The sequence below is a fragment of the Stutzerimonas chloritidismutans genome (assembly GCF_051486945.1).
In the GTDB taxonomy this organism is placed as follows: domain Bacteria; phylum Pseudomonadota; class Gammaproteobacteria; order Pseudomonadales; family Pseudomonadaceae; genus Stutzerimonas; species Stutzerimonas chloritidismutans_B.
Genome location: NZ_JAHVDX010000005.1, coordinates 137,487 through 150,871 on the forward strand (window position 1 = coordinate 137,487; position 13,385 = coordinate 150,871).

Genomic DNA, 13,385 nt, shown 5'->3' on the forward strand with positions numbered 1-13,385 from the left:
GCTGCAATGCTTTGTTAGCCTGGTCTATTTGCATTACCAAGGCTCATCAACTTTTCAACAAAATTATGAAATTCGGCATTTGTGCTTATTGCCATATTAAATGAGAATTTATGGACTAGAAGGTTCCTGATATGGTTTATCGAAGAGCGTCCAATCCTTTTATTGAAGATATGCTTATCAACCTGACCGCTGTATTCATTATAAACTTCTTGGTTCAAGCCGGCTGCAATCCATGCTTCTATGGAAGGATTAGCGAAGAACCCGGAAATATTCTCACACTGACTAGATTCAATTATACGGTTAAGCTGCAAAACATTTTGGTGGTACTCATCTTCGGTATGAGCGTCACTATCTAAAAGAACTATTACATGTTCGAATATCTTTGAGTACGGAGCCACAACCTCGCTGAAGGTATTGAGAACTTGATATTTCCCATATGTAGGAATTATTACGAAATGCTGAGCCAAATTAAGATGCTGGACTATATGTGAGACAACAAGCCTATCAACTTCACCCTCGACTACAATACAGATACGTGTTCTGCCCCTAGTATCAGTATCATCTTCATTTGAAATACTAGCTGGTTTAGGAATTGATTTATTAAGCTCATTCATCCAAGTAATTAGCTTCTTCTCGAAGTCAACTATTGATATAAATGGAGCAATCCAGTTATTTGTCTTTCTTTGCGTAATCCAATCTAGAAAATCGAATATTTCATTTCTTTCTGAATATGCGGGAGAAAATGTAGTTAAATATTGATTTCTTCTCCTCGTTTCTTTCTCATCTAAAGTCCGTTGCCTTGCGAAAGTTACGACCGGTATTCCTTCATTGTGTGCGACAAGCACCTCACACCATGTTATGGATAATTTGTTAAGTTCGTATACTAGGTCGAACCGCTTTTTTTTGCCTGATTTTTGTGCTCCAAGAACACTGAATTTCAGTGGCGAAAAGGGTTCCAATGTTGCCCCAACATATTTACCACCATATCTTCTGTCTACCAGACATATTGTTAAATCAGACTCTTTGATAGCCTCTAAGCATTGGTCGTGAGAATGAAGACCAATCCTAGCTGGGAACGTAGGGCTTTCGTGAAATAAAACCTCATGACCATCTGCCTCAAGACGATCAACTACCAACGCCCTGAAGTCCGAAAGATCATATGCAGTGGAGCTAAGAAATATCTTCATTTGCACTTAATACTTCTATATCTGGCTAACGTTTGGTTAAGGGGTCGGCTTTAGCCGGTCCCGAGTGAGCGAAGCGAACGACAACTCCGTCATCTAGCCTTAATGATGACTCTAGAATTTCTTCTAACTCTGGTGTAAGTTTCTTTAAGCGGGATATTTCATTTGACCAATTAGCGCCAGGTGGGTACTCCCATTCTCCCTGCACGTCGTTCTGGATCAAAATTTGACGCAGCTCTAAGGTCATGGTTTTGCTCTAACGTTTGGTTAAGGGGCGGGCTTTAGCCCGTCCCGAGTGAGCGCAGCGAACGACTTGAACGTCTAGTTAGAACTCTTCGATGTTCGGAAACCACAACGCCAAAAGATGCGGCCAAGGTGAAAAGGAAAATTAATTCCACAATCCGAGCTATATAGAACGAGAGGGCGGCATAAACAAATTCAAGCTCATGGAGCTGTTTGCCTTGAATGGACATGCCAATCAGGAAAAACAAAACCCCGGCTATAAGACCGACCATCGCAGCAGACTTAATAGATCGGGCTGTGAAACCAATGAAGAATCCAGGTATGAACCAATATATGCTGTTGATTGAATTCTTCAGCAACCCACCCAAGGGAGCAAGAAACTCAGTTCCGTCATGAAAGAGAGTCAGAGTCGCGTAGCTGTACAGCTCCGATGCCCTAATTGAAACAGCATACGAGACTGCTGCAATGATTATACCTGTCATGATGACCCGGCTTTCCATGCGGACCTCTAACGTTTGGTTAAGGGGCGGGCTTTAGCCCGTCCCAGTGAGCGAAGCGAACGGTTTGAACCATTTGTTAGCTGCAACAACTGGATAGACACTATTAAGGCATTACACCTGGCGGTTGCAAGAGATCAGAGAGAAGTGCGTTGTCACTGGGTAGTTCTCTGCGTTTAAGAATAGCCTTGCCAGCTTCGACAAGAAGAATCCAGCCTTCCTCCCATTCTTCATGAGTCATATCGTTGCGAGAGCCGTGTGCGACTTTGCTTCTTATGTCATACGATTTTTTGAAGCGGGAATGGTAGCTGCGCCTATCTTCGGCGGCACCTACAAGCTGAGCAAGATAAATAGATAACCGGAACGAAAGTTCACTCCCGACCTTTGGAAATAGCGCTTCTAGGCCACACCAAATGTGTAGATATGATTGGGGCGATGACATCAGCATAGGCGCAGATTCCGCTGCCTCACGAAATGCTACAAGTTCTTTTTGCCTGCCCTCCATGACTTTCCAGAATGTGGCGCTTTCGGCTGCCTGTTGAAATGCTGACTCAGAGATTTGCGCCTTTTCCTCAAGATAGATGAATGAAAGTGAAAGCTCGTGCGGCCACATCTCAACCTGAATGTCTTCTGACTTAGGGCCAGACTGAAGCTCTGCCGGCAGCCTTGCGGCTAGCTCGGGACGGGAGCGAGAGCTTATACCCGCGTATTCGTCTGACGAGTGAGTGGCGGCAAAAGGAATACTAAATGGGGATGCACCATTCAGATAAAGGCACATTCGAAGCTGGCTGACATGCAGTTTCGCAACATCTAACGAAGGCGCATCTACACAAAGCTCTAAGCGACATTCAGACAGAAGGGCATCAGCAAACTGAAATGGAAAGTGCAGTTTGTGTTGCGCACCCAAAGTAGATAGATCAGGGAGATTGGCCTTCCGTAGGCGACGGGATAGCGTGAACGGAGCGCTTACTACGCGCTCGCTAGTGAATGAAGGAGTGAGGCCTAGTAACGGGAAGTAGAAGTTCATGTGGTCACGTTTGGGATGCCAGCTAACGTTTGGTTAAGGGGCTGGCTTTAGCCAGTCCCAGCGAGTGTAGCGAGCGATTTGAACCAGTTGTTAGCTGTCACTTACCACCGGTTCAATTTCATCGGCTTCAAACTCAGAGACGGATTTTGTCTCAACCCCAAATCTATATATTGGGCGACCCTTAAATAAAAACACCTGATTTGGGTCTCGGTTGTATCTGATGGTGTCAAAGTCTGCTTGTTTGAGAAATATGCTAACGGTTGCTCTGCCTGCTCTGCGAATTGCAACGATCTTGCTGGCTGGATAAAGCTTGTATACCTTCCCTTGTATTTCTTGATAGGTGCCAAGGTAAGTCTCGTCCTTGAGGGATGCAAGATAGTCTTTAGTTTGGCCAGAAAAGACAGCAACTGTTTCTCTGTCTAGTGCAGGTGAACCTAGAGAAATTGACTCAACGCCACCAACGGTATCGACGCGGTTAACAATATTTGCAACTTCAGTATATATTGAGCCAATGAATATTTTCTTATTTTGGTCTACCTCTTTTTCTACGCGCTTGAGGACATCGCCAACGTAATATCCTATGACTCCTGAAATGACATAATCCATGAGTTTCTTCATGGATTCTTGCACTAATGGGTCTGCTAGTATCGGAAGAAGAGCAAATGCATCGGACTTTCTTTTTCTCTCGCCTAGTTGGAGGGCAAGAGCTTCTCGCTCTTCCTTGTTCGGGTACGCACCTTTAATTAGCTTCCCGTTTTGAGCTAGGTAAGCTTTGTGAATTATCCTTTGTATCGCGAGCAGAGACTCGCTTAGGTCGTAAATACTTACGCCGCTATCTTCGAGCCTCTTTCCGATGAAGCGGACTGACAATATTCCGTTTTCATATTTCTCGCGGTCTAGCATGAAATTTCCTTTGACTGCTAACTATAATTAGACACCAGTTGGTGCATAAGACGCCGGACGGGCGTGGTGTATAACATTCCTTGCCACTGAGGTGCTCCTTGTCTAGATTGGGCGCTTCCAAACGAGCGTGACCGTATAAGGGAGTTATACACCATGGAAGGGAAACCGCGATTGCTTGATCAAGTGCGCGAGCAGATTAGGCTCAAACACTACTCGATCAGAACGGAGCGCGTCTATTGCGAGTGGGTCAAGCGATATATCCGTTTTCACGCGTATCGTCACCCCGTCGATATGGGGGCGCCTGAGGTTGAAGCGTTCCTTTCGGACTTGGCCGTTCGCCGTGACGTGTCGGCTTCTACACAAAATCAGGCGTTGGCGGCTCTGTTGTTTCTTTACCGGCAGGTGCTAAAGCAGGACCTGCCTTGGTTGAGCGAGATCGTCCGTGCCAAGAAGCCGGCCCGGTTACCGGTCGTGTTGTCTCAGCAGGAGGTTCAGCACGTCCTCGATCGCCTTGAAGGCGATGTCGGGCTGGTCGCGGGTCTGCTCTATGGCGCCGGGATGCGTTTGATGGAAGGTGTTCGGCTGAGGGTAAAAGACATTGATTTCTCCAGGCGCGAAATCATCATCCGGGACGGAAAAGGCCAGAAGGATCGTGTCACCGTTCTGCCTGGCTCGCTGGTGGAGCCGTTAAAAAAACATCTGGGACTGATGCGGGCGATTCACCAGCATGAACTGGGCGCGGGAAGAGGGGACGTCTATCTGCCTGAGGCGTTGGCGCGTAAGTACCGAATGGCACAGCGGGAGTGGGGTTGGCAGTACGTGTTCCCAGCCTCCGGGCTATCCACCGATCCCCGTAGCGGGGCGGTGCGCAGGCATCATCTTGACGAAAAGAGGATACAGCGGGCCTTCAAGCGTGCCGTACAGGCTGCTGGCCTAATCAAGCCCGCCACACCTCATACGCTGCGGCACAGTTTCGCGACCCATCTACTTGAAAGTGGGCAGGACATTCGCACCGTTCAAGAGTTGCTAGGCCATGCTGATGTCAAAACCACGATGATTTACACCCATGTATTGAATCGGGGTGGCCTGGCTGTACTCAGTCCGCTTGATCGGTTCTAACGCGTGGGCGCCATCGTTTTCCGCCTTTAATGACAACCAGCGGCCAGGAAGCCGCTGGTTGCTTCGTTGCGGATCAGCCTCTGTATCTACTGGCTCCGCGTCACTCGCCACACCACGTTCGCAAGGTCATCCGCGACGATAACGGCGCCGCTCGGGTCGACGGTTACGCCGACGGGGCGGCCGCGGGTTTTGCCGTCCTTGCGGAAGTCGGTCATGAAATCGACCGGGTCGCCGGCAGGGCGTCCGTCGCGGAAGGGTACGAACACAACCCGGTAGCCGACCGGCTCCTCGCGGTTCCAGCTGCCATGTTCCCCAACGAAGGCACCATTGGCGAACTCACCGGCGATGGCACCATCGGAGAAGTCCACACCCAAGGCCGCGACGTGGGCGCCTAGGGCGTAATCCGGTGCGATGGCGGCGGCGACCTTGTCTGGGTCTTGGGGCCGTACTCGGTCATCGACGTTCTGGCCCCAGTAACTGTAGGGCCAGCCATAGAAGCCGCCTTCCTGGACGGACGTCAGGTAGTCGGGCACCAGATTCGGGCCGAGTTCATCACGCTCGTTTACCACTGACCAGAGCTGATTCGTGCCGGGCTGAATCGTCAGCGCCGTGGGGTTGCGCAAACCGGTCGCATACGGTTTGTGGGCGCCGGTTTCGGCGTCGATTTGCCAGATCATCGCGCGATCGACCTCGGCTTCCATACCGCGCTCGGTGATGTTGCTGTTGGAGCCGATGCCAACGTAGAGGAAGCGGCCATCGGGGCTGATGGTCATGGCTTTGGTCCAGTGATGATTGATCTCCGATGGCAGGTCGGTGACCTTCGTCGGCGGGCCGCTGGCTTTGGTCTGGCCGTCCTGGTAGTCGAAGCGAACCAGCGCATCCTGATTGGCAACGTAGAGGTTGCCGTCATGGAAGGCCAGCCCGTAGGGGGCGTTCAAGTCCTCGGCAAAGACCGTTTGCAGCTCATAGGTGCCGTCGCGGTCAGCGTCGCGCAGCAAGGTCAAACGGTTGCCGCTTTTGACCGACGTGACGCCCTTGGCCTTGATGTAGCCGGCAATCACGTCCTTGGGCTTGAGTTTGGGCGCGTTACCGCCTTTGCCCTCGGCCACGATGATGTCGCAGTTGGGCAGGATCAGCGTCTGCCGTGGAATCTTCAGGTCTTTGGCGATGGCGGTAATAGTGAAGCCTTGAGGCACGGTGGGCTTCTGATCGCCCCAGGTCGACGGATCGGCAATCGTCATGCTCGGCAACAGGCCGCGTTCGGGTTCTGGCAGCTTGGGCTGGGCGCCATACTGCTGGGCGTTGTCTTCACTGCCGCAGGCGGCGAGCAGCACGGAGACGGTCAGGACGGTCAGGGCGTTGCGCTGTTTCATGCTTCACCTCCTGCACGCAGGTTGCTAAGGCCGACCCAGGTTGCCGCGACAGCCAGTACCGTAACGATCACCGACAGAATCAGGCCGAGTGGCATGGTCGCCCAGGCGTCCTTGGCGTGCTCCAGTGCGTTGATGAAGCCCAATACCCAGGCGGCAACCAGCAGCACGAGATAGACCAGCGGTCGCCCTTTCTTCAGCCGTGCACGGCCCAGGTTGACCAGCGCGAAAAGGATTGCGATGCCGCAGAAGACCAGCCCGCCGGCGATCAGCCAGGAGGCGAAATTGCTCCACTGGATCTGGTAGCTGCGGAAATAGGCGATATCGCTCAGCAGGGCGCCGAGAAACAGCGGCACGGTGCCGGCCAGGAAGATGCCATGCAGCGGGTTCGGTACATGGCGGGAGACGCTATGCGTGGTCTCGGTGGTGCGGTGGGTGATAACGGACACGGGAGACTCCTCATCGCTTGTGGCCGGGCCTGGCAGCGCGGGATGCGTTGGCGGCGCGGTTCGCACTGACGGTGCTTAAGAGGGGATCGTGTCGTTGCGGTGTTAGTTCACTGGTGGGGCCGTCGGGCGACCGAGCGGGAGTGTTCAGGGCTCGCTGCAGCAGAGCGCGACATTATCTCTGCCGTCGCGTTTGACGCCATACATGGCCTGGTCCGCTGCGTTGAGCAGCGCATCGAAGCGGGTGCCTTGGTGCGGGCATAGCGCCACGCCGATGCTGCAGGCCACGCGTTGCTCGCCCGCGTCGGTGGCGGTCGGTGTGTTGACTGCCTGCAAAATCTTGCGTGCAGCGGTTTCGGCGTCGGCCGGGCTGGCGACGTCGCGCACCAGGACGACGAACTCGTCGCCGCCATAGCGTGCAGCCGTGTCATAGGCCCGCACCGCGCCGCGTAGGTGTGCGGCCACGGCGCGCAGCACCTGGTCGCCGACTTCGTGACCGTGGCGATCATTGATGTCCTTGAAGCGGTCGAGGTCGACGAGCATGAGCGCAAAGGGCGTGCCGTGGCGCTGCCAGTAGGCCTGGGCTTCGTCGAAACGGTCGGCCAGAAGCTGGCGGTTCGGCAGGCCGGTCAGGGTGTCGTGCGTGGCGAGGTAGGTCGATCGCGCGTGGTCGCGCTCGACGGCGGCGATGCTACGGAAGTGGCGCATCAGCACAACCGGAAGCAGGACCAGTGCCGCCATGATGATCAGCAGGATGGCCAGGGTATCGAAGGTCAGCACGTCGCCCAGGCGCAGCTGGCGCTCGAACAGCAGCGTGGTCGGTTGCGAGGCGCTGTCGATTTCGATGCGCTTGCGCAGGCCTGGCAGCAGGAGGTGGTCCAGCGCACTGGCAGCTTGTGGCTTATGAGCGAGCAACCGGCTTGGGCTGCCAACGGCGGAATCGAGCAATACCTCGATGCCCAGCAGCGGGTCGAGGTTCATTTCCTGCAGGCCAAGGTGGAGCGTATCGGTCTTGAGCAATATCAGCGCGACCATGGTGCTGCCGAAGAAATTCGGTGCGGCGCTCAGGTTCGGCGAGCCAGGACGGTTGACCGGCTGCAGCAGGATGTAGGCCCGACCGCCTTCATACAACGAGAACACCGGCGAGGCCACGGGGCGGGTGGTCTGTCGGCTCTGAGCCAGTGCTTGCGCGAGGTGCCCGACCGTTTCCAGGCGCACGCCGAGGATCGCGCTGGTCTGCGGGGGTTGCGGGTAGGTGAAGAGCACCGGCCAGGTTTCACTCAGCTGCTGCTGCGGCGCGGCCGTTGGCTGCTGGGTGAGGCTGGCGAAGTCCTTGAGCTTGAAGTCGGCCCGCCAGCTCAGGCGCAGCAGCTCCTCGAAGGCGTGCTGTTCGGCGCGGGGAATGCCGCGGGCCACTTCCATCATGTAGATCTGCGGATAGGCCGCCACGACCGCTGCGGCGTAGCGTGTCGCAGCGGCCTCGTCATCCTCGTTGACCGCCTGGAGAAAGGCTGCGAAACCGGCCAGCACCGCTTCGTTGGTGTCGAGATTCTTGCGCACGGCGCTGGCGACTATCTGCACCTGTTGTCCGAACCGGGCATCCCAGCGGCGGATTTCGGAGAGCAGGAGTAATAACGCGGAAAAGCCAACCAGTACGAAAGAAAGAAGGATAAAGCCCGCAAAGGAGCGCTGGCGTTTGGTCAGCATGGTGGAGCCCTCCCGACCACGTCGACAGCGTGGCTGGCGCTGGGTAGCGCTGGCCAGGCGTGTCCTGACGGCCGGAATGTGCAGATCGGTGCGAGCGGCAGGAGCCGGTCGTGACGCAGTTCACGCTAGCAAAATGCCATTCTTCGGTCTAGCGCCTTGCACCGGTCTATGGGAGCCGTGGCGGGGGAGCGTTTTCGCGGGCTGATGACTCCAGCCCGGCTGCGCTTTAACGGTCCCGGCTTTCGCCTTCACGCGAGCGGGTCGAGTCGGCCGGGACGCTGGTGCCGGTCATTGTCGAGGACTCGGTGTGGGGTTGCGTGTCTTGGCTGGCCTCGGCGCCCGGCTCGCTCGAGGGTACGGCAGTTGGCGTGCCGACACTGTCGGCGGCGTTGCGGCAGGTCAGTTCGGCAAAGGGTTCGTCTGGCGAGTAGTCGCCCGGTACACGCTCGACTCGCTGGCTGTTCGGGCTGACGGTAAATACCGGCGGTGCGGAGGTGTCAGCCCGCGCATCGTCGGGTACGTGAAATTCACAGGTCACGGTGTCGCCCGTTTTGTTGGCAACCCGTACCGCCCGAATACCCACAAGCTCGACACCGGCATCGGTGGCCGAGGTGGGGACGCCCATCGCGCTGACCTCGACATCCAGACCGTTGAGGTGAGTGACGACCTCTGGCTTCGGCGTCTGGGCGAACAGCGTCGGGGCGAAGAGGGCGAAACCGAGAGCGGGAAGCAGCGGCTTGGTCATGTAAACCTCCTGGAGTCGATGTCTGCTTAGAAGGGTTCAAGGGATGTGGGTTCGGCTCCGTTTATGTCCGATGGTTGCAAAGCAACTGTCGATCGTTGAGGCGCGGCGGGTGTCGGCCTGCTCGGTTCATCCCGGAGCCTGCCGGGCTGGCTTGGCTATTTGGAAGCCTTCACGTTGCGAACGTACACGGCCTTGCCGCCCGTCTGGGTGGTGCCGCGCGCTTCGAGCTCGAAGCGTTTCTGCGATTTGATCAGGTCGCTCAGCTTCTTGAAGCCATACAGGCGCGGATCGAAGGCGGGGCGCAGCTTGCTGATGTTCGAGCCGAGTTCACCGAGCTGGACCCAGTCGTCCTCCTCGTCGGCGATATCGCTGAGCACCTTGGCGATGAAGTCCGCCGGCACGCGCGCGGGTTTCTCGGGCTGGGGCTTGTCGCTGGCTCGGGTGTCGTCCTGCGGCTTCTCGTTTGGCGCGGGCGCTGGGTGCCGGTCGCCATTGACCGGTGGTTCCGGCGAAGTCTTCGGCGCGTCGGCGCGCAAGATTTCCGTGTAGATGAACTTGTCGCACGCCGAGACGAAGGGAGACGGTGTCTTTTGCTCGCCAAAGCCGTACACGGTCAGGCCTTCCTCACGTAAGCGCGCGGCCAGGCGGGTGAAGTCGCTGTCGCTCGACACCAGGCAGAAACCATCGAAGCGGCGTGTGTAGAGCAAATCCATGGCGTCGATGATCAGCGAGCTGTCGGTCGCGTTTTTGCCGGCGGTGTAGGCGAACTGCTGGATGGGCTGGATGGAATAGTCGAGCAGCACCTTCTTCCAGCTACCCAGGTTGGGTTTGGTCCAGTCGCCATAGATGCGCTTGACGCTGGCGACACCGTACTTGGCGATCTCCTCGAACAAGCCTTCGACGATGGCGGCGGGTGCGTTGTCCGCGTCGATAAGCACGGCGAGATGAGTGTGCTGGCGGGTGTTGCTGGGCTTGGCGGCCATGGTTCGTCCCGGAGGTTGAAATGACCCGAACATAACGCCTGTACCCGGCGCCGGCCAATAGCCAAGGCAGACGATGGCATTTTGATTGAACCCTCGCGGCCGTTGCGGTTCGGACCATGGGTTCCGGGTTTACTCCGCGCGCTGGCTGGTGAAGTGCGGTGCAGCGACTAGCGTTAACCCAAGTCCAATGGTTTTTTACGAGACGAGGCCTGCATGACCGCGATCATCGATTTCCTCAACAACATCTTTTGGGGCTACGTGCTTATCTACGGCCTGCTGGCCGTCGGGGTGTTCTTCACCGTGCGGCTGGGCTTCCTGCAGTTTCTGCATTTCGGCGAGATGGTGCGCGCTATCCGCGGTGCACGGCAGAGCGATTCATCCGGTATCTCGCCTTTCCAGGCGTTGTGCACCAGCCTGGCGTCGCGGGTCGGCACAGGCAATCTGGCAGGTGTTGCGGTGGCGCTTTACCTCGGAGGTGCCGGGGCGATTTTCTGGATGTGGCTGGTGGCGCTCGTGGGTATGGCGACGGCTTATGCCGAGAGTTCGCTGGCGCAGCTATATAAGGTGCGCGACGGCGAAGGGCAGTATCGCGGTGGGCCGGCCTTCTATATATCCAAGGGCCTCAAGGCACCATGGGCCGGCGGCGTGTTTTCGGTGGCACTGATCATCTCGTTCGGGCTTGTGTTCAATGCCGTGCAGGCCAATTCGATCGCCGATGCGATGCAGGGTGCGTTCGGCTTTTCCAAGCTTTGGGTGGGCGTTGCCATCGCCGTGTTGGCGGGGCTCGTGATCTTCGGCGGCTTGCGCTCGATCGCCCGTTTCGCCGAGCTGGTGGTACCGCTGATGGCTGGCCTTTACATCCTCATGGCGCTCTTCGTGGTGGTGATCAACATCACCGAGGTGCCGGGTGTGCTGATGACCATCGTGCGCAGCGCCTTTGGGCTCGAGGAAGCGGCCGGTGGCGTCGCAGGCTCGGTGACGGCTGCCATGCTCAACGGCATCAAGCGTGGCCTGTTCTCCAATGAAGCGGGCATGGGCTCGGCGCCGAACGTGGCGGCAACCGCAACACCCGCACCGCATCACCCTTCGTCACAGGGGCTGGTTCAGGCCATGGGCGTATTTATCGATACGCTCGTCGTCTGCACCGCGACAGCGATCATGATCCTGCTCTCGGGCGTGCTTGAGCCGGGCTCCGGTGTGACAGGTACTCAGCTCACGCAGCAGGCGATGGAGACCCACATCGGGTCGGCAGGCACTTATTTCATCGCGATCGCCATCTTGTTCTTCGCGTTTACGTCGATCGTCGCCAACTACTCCTACGCCGAGAATGCGCTGATCTTCCTGGGCGCCGGCAACAAGCTCGGCCTCACGCTGCTGCGAGTCGCCGCGCTGGGGATGGTGGTTTGGGGCGCGTACGAGGCGGTGACGACGGTGTTCAATGCGGCCGATGCTTCGATGGGCCTGATGGCGACCATCAACCTGATTGCGATCGTGCTGTTGTCCGGCACGGTGGTGAAGCTCACCAAGGACTACATGGCGCAGATCAAGCAGGGCGTTGTGCCGACGTTCAAGGCGGCCGACTACCCCGAGCTCAAGGCGAAGATCAACAACAACATCTGGCGTTGAATCCGTGGCGCCCCGACGCGTGCCGGGGCGCTTACGCGTTGGCGTAGGTCAGCTCGGTAGCCGATCCAGCGTGTTCGGCTCGTGCATCGGGCATCCGTTGTGGCGCGCGCGGAACGCCGACGACATCTCATAAGCCGGCTTGCGCGAGCGCATGATGCCGCCGAGCGGGCGGTGCGCGGCGAGGCCATGCCAGGGGCTGAAGGCCATCTGATCATCCACCACCACCGCGCGGGCTTCGTTCCAGGCTGACTGCGGCTGTACCGTTATCCGCGCAACGGTGACGTAAGGGCTGGCGTCTTCCGGCCATACCACGCTGGCGTCCTCGATGGGCATTTGCTCGATATCGGTGGCCAGTTGAACACGCAGCTCCCAGGTGCCGCCGTGGTGCGCGAAGTGCTCCTTGATCGCTTCGCGCAGGCCGTTCGGCTTGCCGTCCAGGTCGACGCCCTTGTCGGTCAGCGCCTTCAGTTCCGGCGAAACGGGCGCCAGCGATAGCTTGGCGAAGTACCGGCCGTAGAGCAGCGGAACGACACTGTAATACGTTTCCCCGAGCAGGTTCGTGGTGGGGTGACCGCCCATGCCTTTGAGCGTCGTGCTCTCCCCACCGAGTTTTTCCACCAGGCTCTCGGCCCCGCGCAAGGCCGCGGACAATGCTTGCTTGGCCCGTGGCGCCCGGTCGGTGGTCTTGGCGATCAACTTCACCGACTTGAGAAAATCCTTCGGCGTTGGCGCCAGGAAGGCCGGCGAATTGACCATCACGAAATCCTGTGTGACCTGGCCATCGCTGTTCGGCAGGCGGTCGCCTTCCACGCCGATCAACTTGATCGCCAGCCCACGCGGGGTCGACACCTTGTCATCGAGGATGTCGCCGGGGTTGGTCGAATAGCGCATCACCACCGGCATCTTCCCTGGCTTGGAAAAAGCCCCCTGTGCCAACGCCTCGGGCAGGCCCGGCAGGATTTCGATCTCGCCCTGCAGCAACCCGTGGCTTTTGGCATGCACGCTGCGGATGGCGTGGCCGCCATCGGCATAGGTGGTCTCGGCGATGTCGCGCATTGCCTGGATGAGGCCGGTGATGGTCTCCGCTTCGTCATCGGGCACCTGCTCGTAGGCAGGGTCGAACGGCAGCGGTGTGATCTTCAGTTCAGGCGTCATGGTTGGGCTCCGGTCGTTGGAACGGTGGCATAGGGGCTTGCCATTCCCTGTTGCGACTTTTGTTGCCAGGGATCGTTTCGCCGGGCTACCGGCAAATGATGGCCGGGCACCTGCCTCGGTAGGTTTGATAGGTATGACGTCCTAGATGTGTTGTCATTCTACTTATTCGAATATATCGCTAAAAATAAAATTTTGTCCTAGGAATGAATTCCTAAAAAATGTAGTTAAATCAGAAAATTACGTTATCTCCAGACTCACCTTTCTAGTTGCGGGTCGTCATACCTCATGTTGACATGTCCTCTTTTACGTAAAATACTCGTCTGTAGTACGACGACATGCAGGGCTAGATTGCCCTGACGACAACAAGCTGCAGGACAGTC

The 13,385-nt window shown here is 57.1% G+C and carries 12 protein-coding genes; 2 read left to right on the plus strand and 10 right to left on the minus strand.

Features of this window, described 5'->3' with window-relative positions:
* Positions 1 to 14 precede the first annotated feature (14 nt).
* From KXR72_RS18875 to KXR72_RS18890, 4 genes are all read right to left on the minus strand, one after another.
* The gene (locus KXR72_RS18875; protein ID WP_437422631.1) at positions 15 to 1,187 is read right to left on the minus strand and encodes a DUF4062 domain-containing protein; all 1,173 of its coding nucleotides are present in this window, start codon (positions 1,185 to 1,187) and stop codon (positions 15 to 17) included.
* A gap of 278 nt (positions 1,188 to 1,465) precedes the next feature.
* Positions 1,466 to 1,927: a hypothetical protein gene (locus KXR72_RS18880; RefSeq protein ID WP_437422632.1), complete on the minus strand. Its 462-nt coding sequence runs from the start codon at positions 1,925 to 1,927 to the stop codon at positions 1,466 to 1,468.
* 103 nt (positions 1,928 to 2,030) lie between these two features.
* A complete protein-coding gene (locus tag KXR72_RS18885; RefSeq protein WP_437422633.1) occupies positions 2,031 to 2,951 on the minus strand; it encodes a hypothetical protein in 921 nt (306 codons plus the stop codon).
* Positions 2,952 to 3,041: 90 nt separating this feature from the next.
* Positions 3,042 to 3,854, minus strand: a complete 813-nt coding sequence (locus tag KXR72_RS18890) for a hypothetical protein (protein ID WP_437422634.1) — start codon at positions 3,852 to 3,854, stop codon at positions 3,042 to 3,044.
* Positions 3,855 to 4,007: 153 nt separating this feature from the next.
* Between KXR72_RS18890 and KXR72_RS18895 the strand changes: the two genes are divergently transcribed.
* Entirely contained in the window at positions 4,008 to 4,973 is a 966-nt protein-coding gene (locus KXR72_RS18895) for an integron integrase (RefSeq protein WP_437422635.1), read from the plus strand.
* A gap of 86 nt (positions 4,974 to 5,059) precedes the next feature.
* On the opposite strand, the gene KXR72_RS18900 is transcribed toward KXR72_RS18895, so the two are convergent.
* The 5 genes from KXR72_RS18900 to KXR72_RS18920 form a co-directional block, all read right to left on the minus strand.
* Positions 5,060 to 6,346, minus strand: a complete 1,287-nt coding sequence (locus KXR72_RS18900) for a PQQ-dependent sugar dehydrogenase (RefSeq protein WP_437422636.1) — start codon at positions 6,344 to 6,346, stop codon at positions 5,060 to 5,062.
* Positions 6,343 to 6,792 carry a DUF2231 domain-containing protein gene (locus KXR72_RS18905; RefSeq protein ID WP_437422637.1) on the minus strand — a complete coding sequence of 150 codons (450 nt, stop codon included), beginning with the start codon at positions 6,790 to 6,792 and terminating at the stop codon, positions 6,343 to 6,345. The genes KXR72_RS18900 and KXR72_RS18905 overlap by 4 nt, the downstream gene beginning before the upstream one ends.
* A 144-nt stretch (positions 6,793 to 6,936) precedes the next feature.
* Complete coding sequence (locus KXR72_RS18910; protein WP_437422638.1) at positions 6,937 to 8,496, minus strand: diguanylate cyclase domain-containing protein; 1,560 nt, start codon at positions 8,494 to 8,496, stop codon at positions 6,937 to 6,939.
* Between the two features lie 226 nt (positions 8,497 to 8,722).
* On the minus strand, positions 8,723 to 9,241 hold the full coding sequence (locus KXR72_RS18915) for a hypothetical protein (RefSeq protein WP_437422639.1): 519 nt from the start codon (positions 9,239 to 9,241) through the stop codon (positions 8,723 to 8,725).
* Between the two features lie 155 nt (positions 9,242 to 9,396).
* Positions 9,397 to 10,224 carry an NYN domain-containing protein gene (locus tag KXR72_RS18920; protein ID WP_437422640.1) on the minus strand — a complete coding sequence of 276 codons (828 nt, stop codon included), beginning with the start codon at positions 10,222 to 10,224 and terminating at the stop codon, positions 9,397 to 9,399.
* A gap of 213 nt (positions 10,225 to 10,437) precedes the next feature.
* On the opposite strand from KXR72_RS18920, the gene KXR72_RS18925 reads away from it, so the two are divergent.
* Positions 10,438 to 11,850 (plus strand): alanine/glycine:cation symporter family protein, encoded by a 1,413-nt coding sequence (locus tag KXR72_RS18925; protein WP_437422641.1) that lies wholly within the window; start codon positions 10,438 to 10,440, stop codon positions 11,848 to 11,850.
* Between the two features lie 48 nt (positions 11,851 to 11,898).
* Here KXR72_RS18925 and KXR72_RS18930 read toward each other — a convergent pair whose 3' ends face one another.
* Positions 11,899 to 13,005: a catalase family protein gene (locus tag KXR72_RS18930; protein WP_437422642.1), complete on the minus strand. Its 1,107-nt coding sequence runs from the start codon at positions 13,003 to 13,005 to the stop codon at positions 11,899 to 11,901.
* Positions 13,006 to 13,385: the final 380 nt, after the last annotated feature.

What these genes read in the sequence shown, in the direction of transcription:
- KXR72_RS18875 (WP_437422631.1), bottom strand. Translation starts at nt 1,187, where the DNA reads ATGAAGATATTTCTTAGCTCCACTGCATATGATCTTTCGGACTTCAGG.
- KXR72_RS18880 (WP_437422632.1), bottom strand. Translation starts at nt 1,927, where the DNA reads ATGGAAAGCCGGGTCATCATGACAGGTATAATCATTGCAGCAGTCTCG.
- KXR72_RS18885 (WP_437422633.1), bottom strand. Translation starts at nt 2,951, where the DNA reads ATGAACTTCTACTTCCCGTTACTAGGCCTCACTCCTTCATTCACTAGC.
- KXR72_RS18890 (WP_437422634.1), bottom strand. Translation starts at nt 3,854, where the DNA reads ATGCTAGACCGCGAGAAATATGAAAACGGAATATTGTCAGTCCGCTTC.
- KXR72_RS18895 (WP_437422635.1), top strand. Translation starts at nt 4,008, where the DNA reads ATGGAAGGGAAACCGCGATTGCTTGATCAAGTGCGCGAGCAGATTAGG.
- KXR72_RS18900 (WP_437422636.1), bottom strand. Translation starts at nt 6,346, where the DNA reads ATGAAACAGCGCAACGCCCTGACCGTCCTGACCGTCTCCGTGCTGCTC.
- KXR72_RS18910 (WP_437422638.1), bottom strand. Translation starts at nt 8,496, where the DNA reads ATGCTGACCAAACGCCAGCGCTCCTTTGCGGGCTTTATCCTTCTTTCT.
- KXR72_RS18915 (WP_437422639.1), bottom strand. Translation starts at nt 9,241, where the DNA reads ATGACCAAGCCGCTGCTTCCCGCTCTCGGTTTCGCCCTCTTCGCCCCG.
- KXR72_RS18920 (WP_437422640.1), bottom strand. Translation starts at nt 10,224, where the DNA reads ATGGCCGCCAAGCCCAGCAACACCCGCCAGCACACTCATCTCGCCGTG.
- KXR72_RS18925 (WP_437422641.1), top strand. Translation starts at nt 10,438, where the DNA reads ATGACCGCGATCATCGATTTCCTCAACAACATCTTTTGGGGCTACGTG.
- KXR72_RS18930 (WP_437422642.1), bottom strand. Translation starts at nt 13,005, where the DNA reads ATGACGCCTGAACTGAAGATCACACCGCTGCCGTTCGACCCTGCCTAC.